Origin of the sequence: Leptothoe sp. ISB3NOV94-8A (assembly GCF_043421595.1) — a bacterium.
Classification (GTDB): Bacteria; Cyanobacteriota; Cyanobacteriia; order Phormidesmidales; family Phormidesmidaceae; genus Leptothoe; species Leptothoe turfae.
The window spans coordinates 1871596-1894489 of the sequence record NZ_JAXSQW010000001.1; the positions used below are offsets into that span (position 1 = coordinate 1871596).

20 protein-coding genes are annotated in these 22894 nt (G+C 47.9%); 13 read left to right on the top strand and 7 right to left on the bottom strand.

Translation table 11 applies throughout. The features are described from left to right. Nucleotides 1-61: 61 nt before the first annotated feature. Entirely contained in the window at nucleotides 62-712 is a 651-nt protein-coding gene (locus tag SPB21_RS08195; protein ID WP_163660398.1) for a Uma2 family endonuclease, read from the bottom strand. Nucleotides 713-1029: 317 nt separating this feature from the next. Between SPB21_RS08195 and SPB21_RS08200 the strand changes: the two genes are divergently transcribed. From SPB21_RS08200 to SPB21_RS08220, 5 genes are all read left to right on the top strand, one after another. After that, nucleotides 1030-2058, top strand: coding sequence for a hypothetical protein (locus SPB21_RS08200; protein ID WP_499866273.1), 1029 nt, complete (start codon nucleotides 1030-1032; stop codon nucleotides 2056-2058). A 64-nt stretch (nucleotides 2059-2122) separates the two neighbouring features. Further along, on the top strand, nucleotides 2123-2842 hold the full coding sequence (locus tag SPB21_RS08205) for a rhomboid family intramembrane serine protease (protein WP_163660394.1): 720 nt from the start codon (nucleotides 2123-2125) through the stop codon (nucleotides 2840-2842). Between the two features lie 103 nt (nucleotides 2843-2945). After that, the gene (locus SPB21_RS08210; protein WP_499866274.1) at nucleotides 2946-4295 is read left to right on the top strand and encodes an efflux RND transporter periplasmic adaptor subunit; all 1350 of its coding nucleotides are present in this window, start codon (nucleotides 2946-2948) and stop codon (nucleotides 4293-4295) included. 471 nt (nucleotides 4296-4766) lie between these two features. Continuing rightward, nucleotides 4767-7997 (top strand): efflux RND transporter permease subunit, encoded by a 3231-nt coding sequence (locus tag SPB21_RS08215; RefSeq protein WP_499866275.1) that lies wholly within the window; start codon nucleotides 4767-4769, stop codon nucleotides 7995-7997. A 37-nt stretch (nucleotides 7998-8034) separates the two neighbouring features. Continuing rightward, nucleotides 8035-8736: a response regulator transcription factor gene (locus SPB21_RS08220; protein WP_499868685.1), complete on the top strand. Its 702-nt coding sequence runs from the start codon at nucleotides 8035-8037 to the stop codon at nucleotides 8734-8736. Nucleotides 8737-8867: 131 nt separating this feature from the next. Here SPB21_RS08220 and SPB21_RS08225 read toward each other — a convergent pair whose 3' ends face one another. After that, nucleotides 8868-9953 carry a M28 family peptidase gene (locus SPB21_RS08225; RefSeq protein WP_499866276.1) on the bottom strand — a complete coding sequence of 362 codons (1086 nt, stop codon included), beginning with the start codon at nucleotides 9951-9953 and terminating at the stop codon, nucleotides 8868-8870. Nucleotides 9954-10202: 249 nt separating this feature from the next. Here SPB21_RS08225 and SPB21_RS08230 point away from each other — a divergent pair, with 249 nt between their 5' ends. After that, nucleotides 10203-10448 carry a hypothetical protein gene (locus SPB21_RS08230; RefSeq protein ID WP_499866277.1) on the top strand — a complete coding sequence of 82 codons (246 nt, stop codon included), beginning with the start codon at nucleotides 10203-10205 and terminating at the stop codon, nucleotides 10446-10448. Between the two features lie 25 nt (nucleotides 10449-10473). On the opposite strand, the gene SPB21_RS08235 is transcribed toward SPB21_RS08230, so the two are convergent. Together SPB21_RS08235 and SPB21_RS08240 are read right to left on the bottom strand one after the other, a co-directional pair. Continuing rightward, nucleotides 10474-11724 (bottom strand): Sll1247 family protein, encoded by a 1251-nt coding sequence (locus SPB21_RS08235; protein ID WP_499866278.1) that lies wholly within the window; start codon nucleotides 11722-11724, stop codon nucleotides 10474-10476. A 131-nt stretch (nucleotides 11725-11855) separates the two neighbouring features. After that, nucleotides 11856-14597 carry a helix-turn-helix domain-containing protein gene (locus SPB21_RS08240; protein WP_499866279.1) on the bottom strand — a complete coding sequence of 914 codons (2742 nt, stop codon included), beginning with the start codon at nucleotides 14595-14597 and terminating at the stop codon, nucleotides 11856-11858. Nucleotides 14598-14925: 328 nt separating this feature from the next. On the opposite strand from SPB21_RS08240, the gene SPB21_RS08245 reads away from it, so the two are divergent. Then, nucleotides 14926-15111, top strand: coding sequence for a hypothetical protein (locus SPB21_RS08245; protein ID WP_163660383.1), 186 nt, complete (start codon nucleotides 14926-14928; stop codon nucleotides 15109-15111). A 64-nt stretch (nucleotides 15112-15175) separates the two neighbouring features. Next, on the top strand, nucleotides 15176-15526 hold the full coding sequence (locus SPB21_RS08250; RefSeq protein ID WP_163660381.1) for an NfeD family protein: 351 nt from the start codon (nucleotides 15176-15178) through the stop codon (nucleotides 15524-15526). Between the two features lie 375 nt (nucleotides 15527-15901). Here SPB21_RS08250 and SPB21_RS08255 read toward each other — a convergent pair whose 3' ends face one another. Together SPB21_RS08255 and SPB21_RS08260 are read right to left on the bottom strand one after the other, a co-directional pair. Then, nucleotides 15902-17176: a sensor histidine kinase gene (locus tag SPB21_RS08255; protein ID WP_499866280.1), complete on the bottom strand. Its 1275-nt coding sequence runs from the start codon at nucleotides 17174-17176 to the stop codon at nucleotides 15902-15904. A 20-nt stretch (nucleotides 17177-17196) separates the two neighbouring features. Further along, nucleotides 17197-17880: a response regulator transcription factor gene (locus tag SPB21_RS08260; RefSeq protein ID WP_163660375.1), complete on the bottom strand. Its 684-nt coding sequence runs from the start codon at nucleotides 17878-17880 to the stop codon at nucleotides 17197-17199. Between the two features lie 124 nt (nucleotides 17881-18004). On the opposite strand from SPB21_RS08260, the gene SPB21_RS08265 reads away from it, so the two are divergent. Next, a complete protein-coding gene (locus SPB21_RS08265) occupies nucleotides 18005-18397 on the top strand; it encodes a hypothetical protein (RefSeq protein ID WP_250565769.1) in 393 nt (130 codons plus the stop codon). Nucleotides 18398-18468: 71 nt separating this feature from the next. Here SPB21_RS08265 and SPB21_RS08270 read toward each other — a convergent pair whose 3' ends face one another. After that, entirely contained in the window at nucleotides 18469-18894 is a 426-nt protein-coding gene (locus tag SPB21_RS08270; RefSeq protein ID WP_499058925.1) for a hypothetical protein, read from the bottom strand. A 163-nt stretch (nucleotides 18895-19057) separates the two neighbouring features. Between SPB21_RS08270 and SPB21_RS08275 the strand changes: the two genes are divergently transcribed. The 4 genes from SPB21_RS08275 to SPB21_RS08290 all read left to right on the top strand — a co-directional run bounded on the left by SPB21_RS08275 (nucleotide 19058) and on the right by SPB21_RS08290 (nucleotide 22890). Then, on the top strand, nucleotides 19058-19840 hold the full coding sequence (locus SPB21_RS08275; protein WP_163660371.1) for a DUF4230 domain-containing protein: 783 nt from the start codon (nucleotides 19058-19060) through the stop codon (nucleotides 19838-19840). A 136-nt stretch (nucleotides 19841-19976) separates the two neighbouring features. Beyond that, entirely contained in the window at nucleotides 19977-20771 is a 795-nt protein-coding gene (locus SPB21_RS08280) for a glutathione S-transferase family protein (RefSeq protein ID WP_499866281.1), read from the top strand. Between the two features lie 61 nt (nucleotides 20772-20832). Beyond that, a complete protein-coding gene (locus SPB21_RS08285; RefSeq protein WP_499866282.1) occupies nucleotides 20833-22083 on the top strand; it encodes an FAD-binding oxidoreductase in 1251 nt (416 codons plus the stop codon). A 66-nt stretch (nucleotides 22084-22149) separates the two neighbouring features. After that, on the top strand, nucleotides 22150-22890 hold the full coding sequence (locus SPB21_RS08290) for a 2-phosphosulfolactate phosphatase family protein (protein ID WP_163660367.1): 741 nt from the start codon (nucleotides 22150-22152) through the stop codon (nucleotides 22888-22890). Nucleotides 22891-22894 lie beyond the last annotated feature (4 nt).

A 22894-nucleotide genomic window follows, 5' to 3' on the forward strand; every position in this document is an offset into this window, starting at 1 on the left:
TTGTCAGCAAGTGTATCTCTTGATGCAACGTAGTCCCTATGGGTGATGAAAATCCGTGATTTCACATCACAGATCTCACCCATGCCCGCAAAGCTAGTTCGGCGTCGACCTCATCTTGCCTGGCTGTTGCCAAAAATTCATACAGCTTCACCTTAGGTACCAGCGGAAACGTAGGACTCTCCTCTACTTCCCCATACTCACCATCGCAAAAAGCATAAATGCGCCAAACCTCGCCGTTATACCGCCAAAATTCTGGGACTCCCATGGCAGCATAGAGCTGTAATTTATTAATGTCTGTATGGGTGATGTCCACCTCTACTACTAGATCAGGGGGTGGGTCTTGCTCCAGATCAACATCCCGACCAGCAACCAGGGGTTGATTCTGAATATAGTAAGCATCATCTGGTTCAGCAGATTTATCCAGGGCCTCCCTGTCCAGGGTGGTTGAGCCCATTGTCTTAACCTTCATTCCTAGCTCTACCACTAGAATACGAATAAAAAGCTCAATTAATCGAGCCGAAAACTCGTGAATTTCAAGTGGCATAGTTACTTCCAATGTCCCGCGCATGTAAGTAAAACGAATGTTGCGATCGCGACTCAGCGTATCCCGCAGCATTTGATAACGCTGCCAATCAAGTTCGCGAAACAAAAAACGTTTTTCACCAACAGGCTGTGGCACCGGCTGTGAAATAATCGGGGCAACGCTGACCATAACGGCACATGGAAGCAAAAGAAATAGATTTAAGTATTCTAGCTTTGGAAAAGGTGTGTTGAGAACGTCTCCTCGGCAAAGCCCGTTACCGATTTATCTGGGTAAGGTCTACCTAGCCCCCTTTACATACAGCCCTGCTCAATGATGAGCTTAAGCGAGCGATGCATATTCTTAAAACTAAGCAACGCATTCCCCAACTATTGTTACAACCTATGACGAACCTTTCTAGTCCATATCTTGCTTAGCCCCATTGAGTTTAACTGTGCCACCATTTAAACCTTCTCCATATCCAGAAGCGTCTAAAGGGAGTAATTCCCATGGCCAGACCAAAGATCGTTTTTTATCTACCTCAGCCTTTTTGGCCAACCACCTGGCCAAAGAATGCTAATGATGATTGGCCTGGATTTAGGTTAGAAATTTACGCTTGGACCCTGCAAACCTATCTACGGTTGAAAGATGTGGGGTTTACCTGTGAACTGAGCCAACAACTCCCGAATCAGGGCATTGTTCTGTTTCACAGCAGTGTATTGCAAGGAGCATCATTAAAACCAGGGGCTCGACAACTGTTCATCTGTCTGAAGGCAGATGCCCCACCCCATGTCCATGCACAGCTACATATTGTTCAAAACCCAGTGGAGGCTTCTCCGCGTCGAGTCTTTATGCCCCATTGGCCACAGCCAGGACTACTCCCCCGTGATGCTGAACGGGAAAATCGGTTTGAAACCGTTGCTTTTGTAGGGCATCAAAACAGCCTAGATTCCGAGTTCCAGTCCCCCATTTGGCAAGAACGACTGGCTCAATTAGGGTTACAGTGGCGGTTAGTTTCTAACAGTGGGAACGACGATATCCCCCACGGTAATCAGTGGCACGATTACCGTGAGATTGATGCGATTGTGGCTGTGCGAAGTTTTGATCCCCGGCTGCATTGGCAAACTCAGAATTTTTGTAACAAACCGGCGACAAAACTTTATAATGCATGGTTAGCAGGAATTCCAGCTATTTTAGGCAGGGACAGTGCCTACTGGGCAGAACGTCAAAGTTCCCTTGATTATCTAGAGGCTAATTCCCTCTGGCAGGTGTTAGAACAGTTAACCTGTTTGCGGGATAATTCTAACTTACGTCAAGCGATGGTGACCCATGGGTATCAGCGGGCCCTGGCCTATACGCCCCAGGCCATTACTCAGCGTTGGGTGTCGTTGTTGAACCGGGTGGCGGTACCTGCCTATGAGTATTGGTGCGGACAACCAGAATTACAACAAACAATAGGGTTGTTGAGATCGCAATCCCCCTCTCTTCCAAATCGTCTGCAACGACAAGCGAAAAAACTTTTGCGTCGATCTTCATAAACTAGGGCTGTCCTGTCTACAGGTAGCTGATATCTTGTAAGCAAGTGGTATCTCTTGGTGCAGCGTGGTCCCTATTCGTGATGAAAACCCGGTTCAGATTACGCCCTACGTAACCTACGGACTAATCACCCTCAACGTTTTCGTCTTTCTCTACGAACTCACGCTGTCGTCCCCCATGGAACTGACCGCCTTCTTCCACACATGGGCCGTAGTTCCAGAGCAGCTAACCGTCAGTTTCTTTGGTGATGGGAGCATCCCGTTTGACATCTACGAATGGTCCACCCTATTCACTAGCCAATTTATCCATGCCGGTCCCCTACATCTGGCTGGCAACATGCTGTACCTATGGATTTTTGGCAATAACGTAGAAGAACAGCTGGGGCGGGCTCGCTATCTGTTGCTCTATCTGGGTTGTGGTGCCCTGGCAGCCTTGACCCAATGGTACTTTGGTATGTTTTCTGACATTCCGTCCTTGGGAGCCAGCGGTGCGATCGCAGGTGTGATGGGAGCCTATATTTTCAAATTTCCCACGGTTCGGATCGTAACAATTGTGCCTCTGGGATTCCTGTTCTTGCCCTTCAGAATTCCAGCCATATTCTATTTAGGCATCTGGTTTCTACAGCAAGCGGCCTATGGTGTTGCCAGTCTCAGTATCCCCACTAATGTTGGCATGGCAGATGGCGGCATCGCCTACTGGGCCCATGCAGGCGGATTTGTATTTGGGGCTATCTTGGGACCAGCCCTGGGGTTATTCAGTTCTAACGAAGAGACTCAGCAAGGGTAGAACCGACTATCATCTTTCTGTGAGATTTCTCTGTAACACTGCATAGCAAGGTTTTGAAGCATTGAGCTGATACCTATCACGCAGTGTTACAGAGGTTTTGGAGATGTCCTCGGACTTTGATTCAGCGACCTTAGCTCGTCCTGGAAAGTATGAGAAAGAGCATAATTGGCGAGATCACTGGCTTCCCTGGTTAGTGATAGGTATTCTGGCTGGGGGTGGCTTGGTTTGGTTTATCAATCGAGAAAGCAGCGCAGTAATCGCCCCAGAGACTGTTGCCCAAGGACCACCGCCAAGACCAGTGGAAGTAACAAGATTAACGACGGGAGAGGGTATCCGATCAGTTGAACTCATCGGTCAAGTTGAGGCGAGAACCAGTGCGACGGTGCGATCGCAAACCCCAGGCGTTGTACAACAAATTTTGGTTGAGCCGGGAGACCCGATCAACGTCGGTGCAACCATTGCAGTCCTCGATGACTCTGACCAACGCCTAGCCCTTTCCCAAGCCCAGGCGACTCTCGCCTCTGAGCGTAGCAATCTAGCCGAGTTAGAAGTCGGCACCCGGCCCGAGATTATTGAACAACGCCGAGCCCTATTGCAGTCGGCTCAGGCCAGGGAAGCAGAAGCTTTAGACAATCTACAGCGAACGCAAGAATTAGTAACTGTGGGCGGTCTACCTCAGCGATCGCTCATCGAAGCCAGAACGGCTGTTGCCGATGCCCAGGCATCGCGATTAGAAGCCGCCGCTGTCCTCGCCGAAGCCACCGCAGGTCCCACCGCAGAAGAAATTGCGGCCCAGCGTGCCATTGTCACCGCTAGTCAGACCGCTGTGGATCAAACCCATCTTGAAGTTAGTCGCACACAAATTCAGGCAACCACGGTTGGAACTGTTGAGGAGCGCATGGCTAATGTAGGAGACTACTTGGAGATCGGCGATCCAATTCTGTCGATGGTTGACCGCTCTGACCTGGATATTTTTCTCGAAATTCCTGAGGATCTTGCGGGTCAAATGACGCCAGGGTTAACTGTTGAACTCACCTCCCGTGCTTTACCTGAGTGGCAGGGGCAAGGTGCGATCGCAGGTATCATCCCCACCGCTGACGAAGCCTCACGACGCCAGCAAGTTCGGCTTCAGCTAGCCAATCCACCCACCGGATTACTGCCCGGTATGGCCATCCAAGGCACCTTAGAGCTGGCAAGCAATACCTCCGGCTTTATCCTTTCCCGTGATGCCCTTGTTCAAAGGGCTGAAGAATGGATTGTCTTTTCAGTTACTGACGACCAAGCACAGGCCATCGAAGTTGAAATTGTGGCTGATATGGGGACATCTGTGGCGGTTACGTCTGATCAGCTTGAAGAGGGTCAATCAATTGTTGTGCGGGGGGCTGAGGGGTTGCAGGATGGGGCAACGGTAAATGTTACGGATGATCGATCGGCGGGTGAAGAGGGTGGGTAGGTGTTATTTGTTCCTTGTTATTGGTTATTGAGTCTTTGTTATTGGTTATTGGGTCTTTGTTATTGGTTATTGGGTCTTTGTTATTGGTTGTTTAGATCATTGCGTAGAATGCTGATGAGGAACTTCAAGATGTTGCTTGGGGTCCCTCCGAGTTCCCCAAACCCCCTGGTTAGGGCCGGGACGCCGCCCTAAGACCCAACGTACTAGGCCTTCCAAATAGCATTAAGTTGGGGGTTACGGCTAGGGCGACTATAAATGTTCTGGATCAATTTCTGCAGAAATTTCAAGTCATGAAGTTGTTTCTTAGCGACGCCTAACCCCCCTACCCATGTATCCTCCACCAGCCCCCAATAACCAATAACCAAACCAAACCAAACCCAAAATGCCCCAATCCACCCCCCCACCCCCAATAACCAATAACAAACTCACCTCCAATATTCTCGCCTAATATCCACCCCCCCACCCCAAATCATGAACCCCATCAAAACCGCCGTCCGCTGGCGACACGGAACCGCCGTTCTCTTTTGCCTAATTGCCCTATTTGGCACCTTGGCATTATTCAGATTACCGTTAGAACTACAACCGGGCGGAGATCGCCCCGAGATTACCATTACCACACCCTATCCAGGGGCCAGCCCTACTGAAGTGGAAGAACTGGTCACACGTCCCATCGAAGAACGTATGGAGGAAGTCGAGGGGATTCAAGAAATCACTAGCATTAACCGCCTGGGTTTGAGCATCATCAGTCTTGAATTTGAGTGGGATGTGGATGTTGACGGGCGATTTGTGGATGTGTTGAGTAAGCTCCAGCAGGTTGGTTCCCTGCCCCCTGAGGCGGATGAATCGGATGTTGAAGTGGTGAGCAGTAGCAGCAGTCCGATGATGTGGGTGATCCTGACGCCTAAGGAGGGTTTTACGTCGGATGATTATCACTACCGCGATTTAGTTGATGACGTCGTGATCCCCCGGTTTCGCCAGGTAGAAGGGGTGGGGCAATTTCAGATTTCGGGCGGACGAGAGCGTGAGGTTGAGGTTGTTGTTGATCCGCGTGCCCTGGCCGATCGTAATCTCACCATTGAAGATGTGGTGGCAACACTGCGGGAGAATAATCGAGATATTCGCAGTGGTCCCTTGGTGGTGGGGCGGCGAGAATATCGTGTGCGCACGGTCAGTCGTTCCAATGATGTTGCACAGTTGGAAACGTTTGTCCTGCGGCGAGATCCTTCTGGAACGGTCTATTTGGGAGATGTGGCCCGAGCACAATTTGGACGTAGGATTCGCGACCGGGCGTTGATTCGAGATGGAGAGCCTACGGTTGCCGTGGGCATCATTCGTCAGGTGGGCGGAAATGTTCCCGAAATCTCTCAAGGGATTCGCACAGCTCTAGTTGAACTCGAAGAGCGCTTTGATCGTGAAGGTGAGGGCATCGTATTTGATATCCCCTATGACGAAAATGACTACATTAACGATTCTATCTCCTTTGTTCGAGGCAACTTGGTTATCGGGGCTATGCTGGCATCCCTGGTGTTGCTGCTGTTTCTAGGGTCGCTGCGTACAGTGGCGGTAATTGCGATTACCATTCCCACCACCTTAATCGCGGTGTTTATGGTGTTTGCGGCCCTGGGGCGCTCGCTCAACGTGATCAGTCTGGCCGGATTAGCCTTTGCTGTGGGGATGGTGGTGGACAATGCCATTGTGGTGCTTGAGAGCGTATTCACTCACATGCAGCAGCAAAAGTCACCTGTGCAGGCGGCGATTGACGGCACTCAAGAGGTTGCTGGGGCTATGCTGGCCTCAACGCTAACAACAATTGCGGTATTTGCTCCCATTGTGTTGGTCACAGGAGAAGCCGGACAGCTTTTCTTTGACATCGGCATGGCGTTATCGGCGTCTGTTCTGTTTTCACTCTTTGCTGCTTTGACGCTAGTGCCCATGCTGTCGGGTCTGTTTCTCAACCAGGCTGAAGCTCAGCAAATGCTGCTGGACCCGGTGTATCGACAGGGAAACTGGTTTGAACGGATGGTGGCGAGAACATCTGGTGTGTTTCGGCGATGGCAAGGTCGACTGGAACGAGGTTTGCTAGCAACCGTTGGTTGGTCATTGGGGGCAGGTCGTCAGGGTCGACGTCTGGTGGTCTTGGCTATTCCGATTGGCTTGCTTGTGGTGACAACCCGTTTGTTACCGGCAGCAGATTATTTACCGGAAGGCAACCGTAACTTGGTGCTTTGGCTGGCTGCCCCTTTTCCTGGAACAAGTATTCCAGAGGCGGTTGCCCTTTCCGAAGAACCCCGTCAGTTTGCCAGTGAACAACCGGGGGTGTTTCGCACCCTTTATGTGCATCGTCCAGGATTACAAGCGATCGCAGCTTTCCTTGAGCCAGATGAGGCTACGGGTAGAAACTTAGACAGCATGGTGAATCGAATGCGAGCGGCCAGTGTCAACTATCCTGGCTATCGGTTTCTGGTGCCACGGCGGGTGCCCATATTTCGTGATCCGGGTAAAGAGTTTGAAGTCCAGATTGTTGGGGCAGATCTAGATCAGCTGAATCAACTCCAACAAGATGTTAGTAATCAGTTGCGATCGCTCCCTGGTATCCAAAACGTCCGCTCAGACTTTGTCACTGGTGCACCAGAACTACAGGTAATCCCTAATCGAGAACGGCTGGCTGAAGCAGGATTGTCTGAACTAGAGCTGGGAACGCTGGTCGAGGCGGCCCTTGGTGGTGTACGCGCCTCCGAATTTTCGGATGGACGTCGCGAGCTCGATGTGACCGTGGAGCTGCAGGATGCATTTGTGGAATCACCAGAGCAACTGCGGCAGCTAGCGATTTTCAGTGACAGTGGCTTTCAACTACAGCTGGATGATGTGGCCGATGTGGTGGAAACTACAGGGCCTGATGTCATCAACCATGTAGATCTGGAGCGGTCTGTGACGCTGACGGTCAGCGTGGCACGGGAAGCTCCCCTGGGTGCTCTGTTGGAGCAAACTGAGCAGGAAATTCTGGAACCATTGCGAGCGTCTTGGCCCGCAGGCTATCGAGCGGAACTAGCCGGGTCTGCCGATGTGTTGACAGAAACTCTGTTGCAGCTAGGAAAGGCGTTTCTACTCTCTTTGGTGATCACCTATTTGTTATTGGTGGCGCTGTATCGGTCGTTGATTTACCCCATGGTGATTATGGTGACGGTTCCCATGGGGATGACTGGGGCTGTCTTAAGTTTGGTGGTCGCTAATCTGATTCCAGGTGTTGTTGTGCCCCTCGATATGATTACTGGATTAGGATTTGTGATTCTCACAGGGGTTGTTGTCAACAATGCGATTCTCCTGGTGGATCGTGCTCTGCAACTCCAAGACATGGAAGGTTGTGGGTTGGATGAGGCGCTTTACCACGCAGTACGCGACCGATTGCGACCTATCTTTATGTCGGCTGGCACGAGTGTGCTAGGCATGTTGCCGCTGGCTGTTTTTCCCGGTAAAGGAGCAGAGCTTTACCAGGGGCTAGGGATTGCATTAACTGGTGGTCTGGCTCTTTCAACATTCCTAACGCCAACGGTGGTTCCAGCCATTATGCGTCTGTTGAGTGATATGACTTACCGAAAATCTCGACAACTCAAGGCTGATCTCAGTGTTGACCATGCCAACTTGGGATCCGAACCTGTGCTGGCAGGCATGGCAGGCCATGTTAATCGCTCTGAAGGGGAGTGAGGGTATGCCAATGATTGACGTAAACTATCCTAAATCCATGGCAATTCAGATTTTAGTAGCCTCTAACCATTCGTCTTTAACAACGCTAATAACAACCGAATTACGCTACGAAGGCTATCAATTGAAGATAGTGGACGATGGTATCTCCGCCTTGATGTCACTGCGTGAGCAGCAACCTGATTTAGCAATTTTAGATCTTGCGTTGTCACGGCCATCAGGATTAGAAATTTGTCGGCGCTTACGATCAACTCAGCAAGCACTGCCGATTATTTTGCTGGATGAGGGTAGTGTTAATCATTGTGCGATCGCATTTGACTCCGGTGCAGATGACTACATGCGATGGCCTGCCAGCATTGAAGAACTGGTTGCTCGCATTCGGCTACACCTCAGACGTTACGGTCATGGCAGACGAGATATTCTTAACTTCCAGGACTTAAAAATTGATTTGAGAACCTGGGAAGTCTATCGTGGAGACCGTTTGATCAAACTAACACCCAAGGAATTTAGCTTGTTGGTCTATCTGATTTCACACCCACGACAGGTATTATCATGCGATCTCATCATCCAAGAAGTCTGGGGCTATGACTTTGGTGGGGAAACCAATATCTTGCACGTTTACATTCGCTACCTGCGATTAAAGCTAGAAGCCAATCGTGAAAGTCGCTTAATTCACACTATACGAGGTGCAGGCTATGTTCTGAGAGAAGCCTTTTCTTCTCGATCTATGTTAGTTCAATGACTATATCTACTTTCGGACACATTCAAAGAATATCCGACTTCAAACCAGGAACGTACAGTATGTTTAAACAAATCACGGATAACAACAGTCTTCTAAGTGAGTTTTAGGAGACTGTTGCTAACGCACCTTTTTTAACTCCCCGTTTCTTTGTGTCGCTTGAGCAACAAACCACCGACCCCCAGAGTCGCAAACCCCAACAGACTCATCGGCTCTGGTACCGATTCAGCATCTACCCGATCAATAAAATCATCAAAGATTAGTGTGTAATTTCGCGTGCGCTCCTCAATCAAACCAGGGAAAATTGTATTGATAAACTTTCGATTATCAGTGGCCGGGTCATGCCAAGTGCGCCCATTAGGTACCCTAGGATCAGAAGTCTGAGTAAAGCCATCTTGAGCACCAATGTCCCAGTTCGTCGCCTCAGCTGCCAACACGGGCATCAAAAAATCAAACGATTCTAAATCACTGCAGCAGCCGGTCCCCTTTGGATAGAAGGCATTGAACCCTGGATTACTTTCTGCCGCAATGTCATTTTCGGCGGCAATTTCAAGGGCAAGATCTCGATACTTGAACCACGAAGGTTTTTCTGTGGCCCCCCGCCCCGCATTGAAGTACATCTTATCGCCTACTATCAAACTATCGAGGTTGGCCATCAGTAACGTATCGTCAATCTCTTGCTTACTCAGGCTGTCAGCATAAAAATTTGAGCCAACTAACCCAATTTCTTCAGCTCCAAAGAAAATAAATTTGATTGTGTTGTTAGTTTCTGGTTCCAGACGTTGCGCCAGTTCTAGCAAAACACCAACCCCTGAAGCATTGTCGTTAACGCCTTCCAGATTGGTACGATCTAGCGTAGCGCTGCTGGGAGCATTGTCGTAGTGAGCCCCTAACAGAATTTGCTGACCCGAGGTGCCAGTGCGCTCAGCCAAAATATTATAAGAAGTTAGCGTCTCACCTTGCCATTCATAGGTAAATGGCTGCAAGGTAGGCTTATACCCAAATCCCTTGAGCTGCTGCACAAGATAGTCAACCGTTTCGGCTTCCTTTTGGGTACCTACACTCCGTCCTTTTAAATTTTCAGCCAGATAGTTGATGGTCTCAACGGCAGTCTCGCCAAAGCCAAAGGATGCCGCCTGAACAGACGATGATAAAAATGGCTGAGCAGCGATGCCCAATAATATCCAGGAAAAAGCTGTTTTTTCAATCTTGATAGACACAATAGAAACCTTCAGTGGGGGTTGAGAAGATTGTTGAATATTAATCTGAGCGATTGCTCACGCCAAAAAAGTTAGCGAAGTACCCCTGCCAGTAAATGTTGTGACTGATACGTATCCTTGGACATTTCACAGGATTTTCATCAAAAGAGCTATATATGAACTTCAGATGATGCTTGGGGTTAAGAAATATTGCCCATGAGACGATGCTTACCCTAATACCCTATGGACAAATGATTTTCTGGGGGCAGCGTGATCCCTATTCGTGACGAAAATCCGGTTCAGATTACGCCCTATGTAACCTACGGGCTCATCGCCCTCAACGTTGTAGGCTTTCTCTACGAACTCACGCTGTCGTCATCCATGGAGCTGCCAGCCTTCTTCAGCACATGGACTTTAGTTCCAGAACAGCTGGACGGGCTCTCGATATCTATTGCGCTATCTGGGCTGCAGTGTCCTGGCAGCCTTAACCCAAGGGTACTTTGGTATGTTTTCTGACGTTCCGTCCTTATCTAGAAAGAGCTTAAGCGACAGTGTGTCTAGCCTTAGGTACGTAATTAACCCAGGGGGCATTTAAGGCAAGCGCTACATTCATGTATTCAAAGGACTGTACCAACCAACCAATGGAATCCAGTGAAGATGATTCCCACTTGTGGAACAAAATGCCAAAGCGGTCTTCGAACCAAGAACGCACCGTACGCTTAAACAGGACGATCTTTAACAGAACTGCCGTTAGTGCCTGATGGCCTACGGTCTTGATCAGATGCTTAAACTGACCAATGTCAGGATGCTCCAATGTATTACACACCAGTATTTTTAACAGCCGACTGCACATGTATGTAATCGATGCATCGGTGATGGGTGCTGTGTCTGTCCCCAAACTCTCAACTAATGTAGTCCTAACTGAACTGCTAAACCGATTATTTTTAAACCGTGAGTTAGCCTCCACAAAGGGCTCCATCACATACCCATGGAAATGCGTCAGAAAGTCCTCGCGCTTCTGACGAGAACGATAAAATTCATCAAACTGACAAGCTTGCTTTAAGTAGCTACCGTCTCGCCCGGGGAGAAATGCCCAAATTGCATTTCTGAGGTCATCATCGGACAATCTTGTGGGATTAACTGGATTTAGCCCTTGTTGATAATCGTGCCAATAGTTATTGAGACGTTTGTTGAAATGCTGGGCTTGGTGCTTGCGCTGTAGCTGAATACTTTTACGATGATGTAGCGGAATATCGCGGGTAACGGCTGCTGACTCATAAATAAAGAAGTAATCCTTGAAACAATTGGCAAAAGATGTGCAGTCTTCTTCCTGGGGAAGATCGCATAGCAAATGCATCTGACGCTGTAGAGGAACATACAGACTGCCATTTTTTACATAGGCATCCATAGCGTTTACCAGTTGCCTAACACGCCTGTCTCTTGGACGTTTCTCAGGGACGGCACTGGCCCTGAGGATCAATGTTCTCAGAGCAGAATGACGACTAGTATCCATGCGCCATATATTGCCAATTGTATAGAAGCACCGATTAATCACATAGGGCAGAATTTTATTAGCCTCGGGAGATTCCAAGATATGCAACAGTGCATGGCGCACTGAGTTAGAATCCAGCTCTGGGAGAGTAACACTTGCTTTGAAAAGAAGGCCGTAAAATGCATCAATTGCCTGCTGGGCATCTTCTATTCTTGAAAGCTGACGAACATAGCCGTAAACCTCACGCTCCGCCCTGGTGGCCGGTCGGCTAGCAAAAAATTCACCGTTGTTGGAATACATTGAACGTCAGGTCTCCGTTAGACCTGTCCTAGTGAGCTTAAGTATGTATTAGCGCAATTTATACGAAAATTCTAGTGCTTCTCAGTAATTCTCGAAGGATTGTTCAGGGTTTGTAACATCCCAAGTAATATTCACTCAACGACTACACCTCCAAGCCTTTGCACTGTATACAGTTCGTCGTCTGAGAACCCTTGTTTTGTGTAAAATTTACAGTCCTGGTATTGATCTAGATCACTGACAGTTTCCCAAATCTGTAAAATCTCTTGGGTCTTAAGGCTCCAAATACTTATGTTAGAAGGATTTTGGCATAGAAGCTGTTGTCCATCATCACTGATAAACAGGGTATCGGGCAATTCCGGTAAAGTAATCAGCTCTATTAGGGACATAATATCATTCCAAACCCAAACCGTGTGATCTATGTCACACACTGCTAGATATCTTCCATTTTTACTAAAGGTAGCCTGGTAAGGCTGGCTGGCATTAATCTCCAATTCTTGGACTTTGAAATCGATTGAATCTTCTGCCATAGTCTGATCAGTGACTGTAAAGGAGCGAACTACGACCTTAGATAGGCGTTTATGGGAATCATCATTTGACATCGCTTCAATCACACTCAGCTGATCCCCCATCCATTGAAACGCTAAGAAATCTCCGTAGGGGTTTAAGGGCAGTGGAGCCTCAGCCATGGTGTAGGTATTATGTGATGCATTGTAGTGCCAAACCAGTATTGAATTGTTGTTGTCATAGCCTGCTAAAATTCTGCCATCTGGACTAAATGCCAAATGTCTCACAATATCATTGGCATCACACAGCGGTTCGCTTATTTTTTCACCCAATATTAAATTCCAAAGCTGAATTTCTCGATTACCCAAGCCAATTGCAAGTAAATGAGCTTTCAGGTCAATACTGCAAATAGCGGCAACGCCAGATACATCACTATAAGACTGTTCTTTACGGGTAAGTGTGTCCCAAATTAGAATGCTCTGGTCGATTAAGACCACAATTAGCGTATTGCTATCTGTAATCACTATTTGCTGAATGGGGATACCCAGATCATCACACCAGGCCAAAATAAATCGATTGTTAACCCATTGATAAACCTGCAAAAATCCCTGCGAATCGCCAATGACCATCGCTGCTCTATTAGGATGTAGTGCGATCTCAAAAGATTCGTATACTCCCGTCATTAAGACGGCCTCTCGAAATTGGCATCCTTTAAAATCTAGGCCCTGTAATCCAGGTGCTCTGAGATCAGCATGCCATAGGGTTAGGTTAGCCCAACTCACATCGACGAGCGATAGTCTCATGTGGACAGCTAAATTAAATAGGCTACCGGCTGCATAGCTACAAGAGGATGCAGGCAATGTAGTAAGCTGACTGATCAGGCGACCAAATTTAGCATGTAAATCTTCTGGCGACAACCGATGCCTAAGCGTATTGACCATAGGCACCAAAAGATAGTTTTTAAGGATTTTCTGCTGCTCTACAGAGGCAGTTGGTAGAGACAACGGGTAAGTGTGGAAAAGCTTTAGGTTTTCTACATTTAACTCTTGCAGAAATATCTCTCTTAACTTTTGGAGTAAATAAAGGCCCAAGTATGGTGGAGTAATCTGATAGATACCATCGGTTTCTGAAAAGTACTCTAAAAGATGCCGACGATGTAGCATACTCCACGCCTGCATCAACTGATCTTGCGAAAATTTATTTATTATTGGCCATTTTTGTACATCATTCCAGGATAGGGGATTAAAGGCAAATAGATAGAGTAATTTTTGTTCTATTTCTGATAACTCATCTGTCAAACTCTCAAAGTATTTAAATAGAGAAGGTGGAAACGATGAGAGAACAGTCGTAAACTGCTCAATCTGGTTAATAGAATAAAATGATTGCAAGGCCTCAATACTCTTATGTAAAAGCTCAGGACTTCCTCCACATAGCTTGACAAGCTGCCTCCAGTGAATCTCATTTTGAGATAGTGAGTTGCTGAGATGTGGATATTCTTCATTTATAAAAGTACTTGCTTCGTCAAATGAGAAGCCTTTCAAGGTCTCTATAGTAACGCGCCTATTGATCTCAGCAGGGCGAATAGCGCTAACCCATAGTATGGCACTTTGGTGATTGATAGCCGTTGTTATTTCTTTATAGAAGATCTCCTGTTTGAGATCTTCTATAAAGCGCTCAGTCTGATCAATAATTATTAGATATGGGGCCTGGTGGAGTACTTGGAGTAGCTGCTGACGCATTTGATGCTCTGATACAGCCGTCTTATTTGCAGATTCGTTGGTTAAATCCAATAAACCAAGAGCAGATAATTCTTGGTAACACGTTCGCCAGGTAGCAGCTTCGTGGGTTGAATGATAAACGACCTGCGCAAAATGATTCCTTAGTTCTGAGCCCAAAGATTCAATCAGGTAACTTTTTCCAATACCCTTAGCTCCAGTCAAAAGAAGTACCCGACACCCTGACTTGAGGGTATCAACCAAGCGAGGTATTAATTCATTTCTATAAACACCATTAGAATTGTTTTCAGGAATTATCTTAAGGTCCAGATTAGAAGTGTTTGAGACAGAGCTTTGTTGATTACTATCTCTACTTAAGTCTAGATCTTCTCGATAAAGACGCTCTATAATCCCTCTAAATCTCGATTTATTAATATTTTCATTGGGCCACACCCGTCTCAGAAGCCGCCATAGTTGATATCCGTATACAGCACGTAGGGTACTTGAGCCATATTGCATCTGAATTGCCATTTCATCGTATGAAAGGCCTTCATAAGTCCAGCGGATAATATCTTTCTCAATCTTATTTAGATGTCGATCAGCATATTCAAAAACACAGCGATCGACATAGGCTAAGACATCCTTTAGCTCCAAAGTAGACTCCTTGACTGTAAAGTAGACACACACAACCCTTGTATATCCAGGAGTCTAACGTAAGTCATATGACTTTTTAAACGTCTAAATGACTTTTTACTATGACATTATGACTTTTTTACCAAAGCATTTGTACTGACTTCTGTAGTACGTCATGGAAAGTCATTCATTTCCACCTGACTTTTTATGATTAGGGACACTAAGAGGCTTGAAAACAACTGACAACTCTCAAGACTTTAGAGGTTTCAACTTAGACTTTCTCTTTGGCAAGATAAGATTACAAAGCACCAAACGATGTAAGTGCTGATATTAAGTGAGGGATTGTATTATGCCACTAGACATGTTGCTTGGTTTAAGCTTAAGCGGGGTACTGATTTTGCTGTTTAACCAATCGCCGCAGCCTAAATCCGATAAACCTGCTAGAAAAACAATTGCAACCGTAGTACTTTCTGGTTCCAGCGGAGAAATTGAAATTATCAAAGACTCCCAAGGTACTAACTCTAACAAGTCTTAGAAGCTAGCGTTGCTGCAGCTTTTATGTATAGGAACTGTATGCCATAGTTAAGGGGGAAACTAATATGTCTATCCGCCCATTTTGGAAAAAAGTCTTTAGCCTTGACACCACTACACCTCCTTCTGAAGCCTTAGGCTTTTTGAAAGTCCAGGGCAGAGTGATTGAGTTAATTGAGCCTGGTTCTGTTGGTCGAGTGCAACTGCAGGGAGTATCTTGGTTGGCGCGTTGTGCTGATGCATTACGTTATCCTTTACCGGTAGATACTCCCGTGCAGGTCATTGATCGTAATGGTTTGGTTTTGTTGATCAAGCCAGTTCTGCCTCTGCCTGTTGTCAATTTTCCATTATCAGAGCCAGACTCGGTACGTTATCTCACCCGACAACTATCTACCCCGAGCGCGCGCGCAGCTGCTTAATCATTGAGAGATGTAGAGAGAGTTCTACATCTCTCAATGATCTCTGTTTGTAATGACTGTTAGAGGTGTTTATGCGAAAAATTCATCATCACCCGTATTGGTACTATTTGCTGGGCAAGTTGCTTCAGGGGTTTCTGTTGTTAACCTATGTCTTTTGTGCCGTCTGTCTGTTGTTGGCTGTTTTTTTGAATGTGACCATCGGCTGGACAGTCCTCGTTATGGGTTTCCCATGGTTGCTAAAACTGGCACTAATATTTGGTTTTGGCATAGGCATACTGTCACTACTTGAAGCATTGTCATAGCTTTTGTGAGCGTGCCGCTGATTTGGGCGCGCTCGCAGTTAATGTCCGTATTGCTGACGCAGACCTGTGGGGACTAATTGAGTGGCAATTGAACTTGAAAATTACTGCCTTTGCCCACAGTGCTTGTTGCCGTAATCTGTCCATTGTGGGCACGCACCACCTGTTGAGCAATTGATAGACCGAGGCCAAATCCACCTGTATGTCGCGATCGCGCTGCATCAACCCGATAAAATCGCTCAAAAATTTGGAGTAAATCTGCTTCTGGAATACCAACACCATCATCTTCAACCTGAATCAGCACATGATTGGCCTGAACTTGAAGATGCAGCTGAACAATACCGCTATCTTTGGTGTACTTAAATGCATTGTCTAAAAGATTGGTCAGGGCTCGGCGCAGGAGCTGTGCATTCACTTTGACCGTAGCGGTATGGTTTGGGATGTCGTGAACAAATGTGCGATTTCGTCGGAAAGCTTGGGTACGACCATAGTCCACCAGAGGCTTGAGCAGGTCTCCAACACTAATCTGTTCAATCAGCGCAGCTCCATTAATTGGCCCCTCATGGCGGGCTAAAAACAAAAGATCCTCAATGAGGCCCCCCATTGCCTTAGCCGCAGTTTCGATCTCTTTTACACATTCCTCTTGAGACCCTGACTCAAGATTAGGGATAAGGGCAACCTGAGCATTACTGAGGATGGCCGCCAATGGATTACGTAATTCGTGAGAGGCATCAGCTGTGAATCTTTGCAGGCGCTCATAAGATTGTCGAATAGGCTGCATAGCGATGCCGCCTAAAATCCATCCGGTTAAGCCAATAATGCCAAGGGTCACAGGGACACCCAGGGTCAAAATCACAAGCGTTCGGTTTAAATCAGCCTGTAGGGGATTTAGTGGGGTGGCTGCTTGGATATATCCGACAACACGTTTGTTATATCTAATTGGGACGGTCAGTTGACGAATCGCCTGCTGCGAAGGAGCAACACCATTGATATAAATTGTCTCAAAGCGTTTTTTGGGCTCCATCACCGGCTTCAGGTCATGGGTGGAGCCAACAAACTGAATTAATTTCCAATTGTGGTTGTACCAACGGACGTAAAGTAATTCATTCTGGGGAGATAGGGAATTCTCTCCCACCAGTGTGGTGCCTTTGGCCAACAGCCAGTCTCCCTGATCGGGACGGTAGTAGGTGCGATTATCAATGTCCTTAACTGTCAAGTACAACTTCTCATCAAAGTCCTGGAGCTTATCGTCAGCTTCGAGGGTGTAAACCACACCGGTAAACGCAATCAAAATACTCCCCATGGAAAGGGCAAACCAATAAGCCAGATTAAGACGACTGCGATTGAACATTGCGACAGGTGTGGAACCCTTTAAGAAATTTTTTCAGGAATTTTAAGACGATAGCCCATACCGTAAACGGTCTCCAGCCAGCTTTTGGCATCTAATTCGTCCAACCGCTGCCGCAGTCGCCAGATCAGGGCTGTTACGGCATTACTTTCTGGTTCAGTACCCCAGGTCCATAGCGTTTGTTCGATATTATCGCGGGTGATCACCTGGCCTGAACGTCGCATCAAGTATTCCATCAAATGAAATTCGCGACTGGAGAGACGAATGCGTGTCTGCTGGCGCTCCAGGATCAGGGTGGAAATATGGAGACGCAGATCACCCAGGCTCAGTAGATCGCCATGCCATTGGGGTGAGCGGCGACCCAACGCTCGCACCCTGGCTAACAGTTCTGGAATGTCTACAGGCTTTACCAAGTAGTCATCAGCTCCAGCATCCAAACCCACCACCTTATCTGCCGTTGTATCCTTAGCTGTCAGCATCAACACAGGAGATGCTTTACCCAATGCTCTGTACTGTTGGCATAAAGACACGCCGCTAACCACAGGCAGCATCCAGTCTAAAATCAACAGATCATAGTCCCTATTGTTGATCAACCATTGAGCCTCTTGAGAATCTTCCACACCATCGACTAAGTGACCTGATTCGGATAAGGCGATGCACAGCGGTCGTAGTTGGGCGGGGTCATCTTCAACCAGCAGGATAATCATGGGGGATACCCAATACGGGCCAATAAAGTTTACCGCTCCTTAGTATGGGCAGAGAATATAACAGAAATATGATGTCGCTCATTGCTGGGTATGATCGGTGCATTAGGCGTTAAACATCATCACCTTGCGAAAGCTGTCTCAATTATTGAATTGGAGAGTATTACGGCTGTGGCTATCGCTGCTAGTGTTAGGGGGTGCTTTTTGGACCATCGGCCAGCTGATGACGCTCAGAATTCTGGGGCGTACCTATGACACATCACGCTATGTGATTACAGGTGTGCAGCCTGAAGAAGACATTTCAAAAGAGGCGATCAGGGTCATTCGGGTGGAGATTTGTAATGAAGCTGGCACCTCTGAGGCCAGGGTTATTTTTAATGATCTCGGCGATCGCAAACTACAGTTTGATCTGACTGTGCCTGGGGAGATTGAGGGTGCGATCGCAAAAGAAATCAACATCCCCCAACAAGCAATCAGCAAACTAGTTCAATACAAGGTCCGTGATCCATGCTCAATGTGATTAGGCTTGATTTATGTTTCGCAAAAGCTATCACAGGGCATGGGAGAGAATTATCACATCATCAGTCTGGATCAAAGACCAGGCCTCTCGGCTCGAAAGACTTTAGTGATTTCTGCATTCATCAGAGCAATTTGAGGATCACTCTGAATGGCTTCAAAATATTTGGCAGCTAAGGGCGTAGATGAATTTTCATTGGGTTTTAACATCAACCGCCCTTTCTCTAGAAAAATGGCCGCTGTCTCTTCGGGGTTTTCGGGCGGTTCCTTGGTACTGGTAAATTCATCAATCTGGACGATGAACTGGGAAATGGGACGTAGCCAGCTAAACGCATCGTCACTGATCACCAGTTGAAAGAATTCACCTTTATTTTTAATGGGGCCATTGACCTGTTCGTAGCGTACACGCTCTGACTCTAAAAGCAGCTTATGGAGCTTCAGTAGATTGTTGCGAAAGCGTTTAAGACGCTGTTGATTGGTCTCGGATGAAGAAGCGGTCATGGAATCAGCAAAATAGGGCGGTCCTATTCACATTATCGTGTTTACCTAGGTTGTATGGAACCATACATGCATGTGAATTAGGACATTTAATACAACTGGTCGCATTGAACGTTCATTCTTCGCAACTGACGTTAGAATCATCCCTAGCGTTCTAGGCGGTATCATGTTTACTCGTCCCTCCCGCATTACTAATCGCAGTCGCGTTCGTAAAACGGATAAGCAGAAGGATAAACAAACCAATCCCAACCCGCAGCAGCAGCCAGGAGTGTGGCGGGTTTTGTCAATGCTATCGATGGTGGTCTTTGGTGGCGGCTTAGTGGTGGCCTCGGTGGCAGGTTATGGCCTGTGGCGTACTGGGGATCAGTTTATGGATGGTGTGAAGCTAATGTTCACGCCGAAACCACCGGAGGATACGGTGGATACGCGCACCCTGATCGTTGAGCAAATTCAGGGGGCTAGCGAACTGACGACGGCTATCTTTTCCATGGAGGCAGTGGTGCCCACGGAAAGCAACCGGACAGTCGGTAACTATGTGATTGGTCAAACTAACTTGTTATACATTGCCCACGGAGAAGTCCGTGCAGGCATCGATCTTGGGGCGATCAGCGAAGAAAATGTACAGGTGATCAATGATTCTGAAGACTTGCCACCGAGCCTGATTTTGACCCTGCCAGCGCCTAAAGTTCTGGATAGTAAGTTAGATGTCACTCGCTCAAAAGTATATGAGTACGACCGTGGTTTCTTGAGCTTAGGTCCGGATCGTGCCCCGGAACTCCAGGCCTTAGCGCAGCAGGAAGCCCTTAAGCAAATTCGTCAAGGAGCCTGTGATGAGGGGATCTTGACCATGGCCAGTGAACGGGCTGAACTGACTATGCGGCAACTAATTGAGCCCCTGGGGTATGAAAATTTGACGGTGAACGTGGCTGAACCCACAGGGTGTTCTTAAGGGAGTTTTGAGCTTTGGGTGCTGAGTTGTGAGTTACAACATTATCAACTCAATGCCTTACACTGCTTTGCTGTTACTGTTTTATGTCAGCATTTTTACTTGAGGCCAGTAGGTTCAATTCAAAACTCTCCCCAAAATGATAGAGCTACATCAGTTTGAAGCGTCTCACTATTGTGAAAAGGTCCGGCTGCTTCTGGATTATAAGCAACTGCCCTATAAAACTGTTGAAGTGATGCCTGGGGTGGGGCAGGTGGAGCTGTATCGGCTGTCAGGACAACGTCAGGTACCGGTGATTAAGGATGGAGCAACGGTAATAGCAGATTCTACTGCGATCGCAACCTACCTGGATGAAACCTATCCCGAACGGCCCGTCTTACCAGCTGACGGAGCCATGCGCGGTCTGTGTTTAATGCTAGAAGACTGGGCCGATGAATCCATGGGCCCTAATGCCCGCAAGGCCATGATTGGAGCCTTTAACCAACATCCCAGCTTTCGGACAGCGCTGCTGCCTGCGTCCACCCCTGATGTCCTAAAAGGTCTAGTCAGCGCTGTGCCCGGAGACTTACTTAACCTGCTAGGTACAGGTGTAGGCTTTGGCCCTGATGACATTAAAGCCGCCACCTTGAGTCTGAAACAGGCGCTATCATCAATCTGCATCGTCTTGTCAGAACACCCCTACCTGGTAGGCATTCAGCCCACCCTGGCGGACTTTGCCGTCGCTGGCATTTCCATGTATCTCAAGTTTCCAGACCAGCGCTACATTGATTTACCCGAAGGACTTTGTGGCAAAGGTGTGCCAGGACTGGCGGACGAGCCGGACTATGAGCGGTTTTGGACCTGGCGCGATCAGCTCTATGCCGACTACCGTAAGGTGCGCTCTGACCCCCCCCAAAATTCTGGCAGTGGCCCCGTAAAAATAGGCATTGATTAGACCGACTCCCCACGCTCCAACCAGTAACCGATAAAATGGAAAGCGCAGTCAGCGCATCACCATGAGCCCCGTAGTCAATAAATTTGAATCCTTGCTTGGTCCCGACCAGGTAATGTCTTGGTCCAATCTCGGCGATCATCGATTTGAGACACATAATGATCTCAGGATTGTTTTTCCTGAGTCCATTGAACAGCTATCGGCGGTTGTGCGCACCTGCTACGAACAGCGCCTGCGTATAGTGACCTGTGGCCAACGTACCAAGCTGCATTGGGGTTGTCACCACAAGCTGAATAATGCCGATGTGGTCATTAGTACCGCTAAGTTGAATCGCCTGGTGGATCATTGGGTAGATGACTTTACCATGCGGGGGGAAGCGGGAATAGCTTTTGCCGATTTGCAGGCTAAATTACAGCCTCAGAACCAATTTTGGCCAGTAGACCCCCTCTATGCTGATCAGGCGACGTTGGGGGGCATTGTAGCGACTGCTGATGGCGGTTCTCTGCGACAGCGCTATGGCAGCGTGCGGGATACGGTGATCGGTGTGCAGTTTGTGCGCTATGACGGTGAGGTGGTGAAAGCCGGTGGCCGAGTGGTCAAAAATGTGGCTGGTTATGACTTGATGAAGCTGATGACCGGGGCCTATGGCACGTTGGGCATTCTCAGCCAGTTGACCCTCAGGCTATATCCCATGGCGGTTCAATCCCAGACCGTTGTGCTATCGGGACCCGCTGAGGCGATCGCTGAAGCGGCCTTACAAACTCGGCTACAGGGCATTACGTCCAGCGCCATGGATCTTATTGGTACAGACAATGGTGTTCGCTTAGCAGGTCGATTTCAAGGTATTCCTGCCGGTGTCGAGGAGCAAGTAGAACGGTTTGAAACAATTGCTAAAACAGCCGGACTGACGAGTAAGCCTGCCGAAGATAGTTCATTCTGGTCCTCCCTGGCACTACAGCTGGGCAGTCCAACCAAAGTATTATGTAAGATCGGGGTGTTGCCCACCCATCTAGTCCCTTTACTGCAGCTGTTAGAAACGTTCCCCTCAAGCTGGCTCGCTCGGTTGCATAATGCCAGTGGGTTGGGGTTAATTGCGCTGTCTGCCGATGCCCACGATGTCGCTGGTACCCTAGAAACATTGCGATCGCACTGCACCGCCCACAAAGGCTATCTCACAATTTTGCAAGCACCTCCATCCCTAACCATAGAGCCCTGGGGCTATACCGGGAATGCTACGGACATGATGAAAGCCATCAAACAGCAGTTCGATCCCCATGGAATATTAAATCCAGGACGATTTGTCGGAGGGATTTGATAAGCACATACATTTTTTGAGTACGTTCCCGCATAGAATAGTCAGGTCTGTCCGCTCTTAATTTTTGTGAAATTATTCGTTTACCACACACCAGAAGAGACGCCAGTTGATACCCTGCCTGCCTGTGCGATCTCAATTGATGTCCTCAGGGCAACTACCACCATGGCAGCCGCATTTGCAGCAGGTGCTGAAGCCATCGAGGTGTTTAGTGATTTAGATAAGTTGGTGAAAGCTAGCGAACAATGGCCCTCTGAGAAACGTATTCTTGCGGGAGAACGTGGTGGTCAGCGAGTAGATGGATTCGACATGGGCAATTCCCCTCGCGATCATGATCCCGAGCGTACGGCGGGTCGGCGCTTGTTTATGAGTACCACCAACGGCACCCGCTGTCTGCAACGAATTCAAGCTGCACCGTTAGTCATGACCGCTGCCCTAACCACGCGCCAGGCCGTCGTGGACAAACTCCTGCGTAAGCAAGAGCAACCTGAATCTGTCTGGTTGGTGGGTTCTGGCTGGGAAGGCACGTACTCCTTAGAAGATACCGTATGTGCTGGAGCGATTATCCATGCACTGATGGAAAAAACAGGCCAAAGCTTTGTGGAATGCACGGGCAACGACTCCGCTGTTGCAGCCGTAGGCCTCTATGAGCAATGGCAACACCGCATGCTAGACCTGATGCATGTGGCAACCCATGGTCAACGTTTGCTGCGTTTGAATAACACAGCCGATCTTGAATATTGCGCTCAGATGGACGTGGAGACCATAGTGCCAGAACAAGAGAGCCCAGGAGTTTTGGTTAATCGCTAATGGA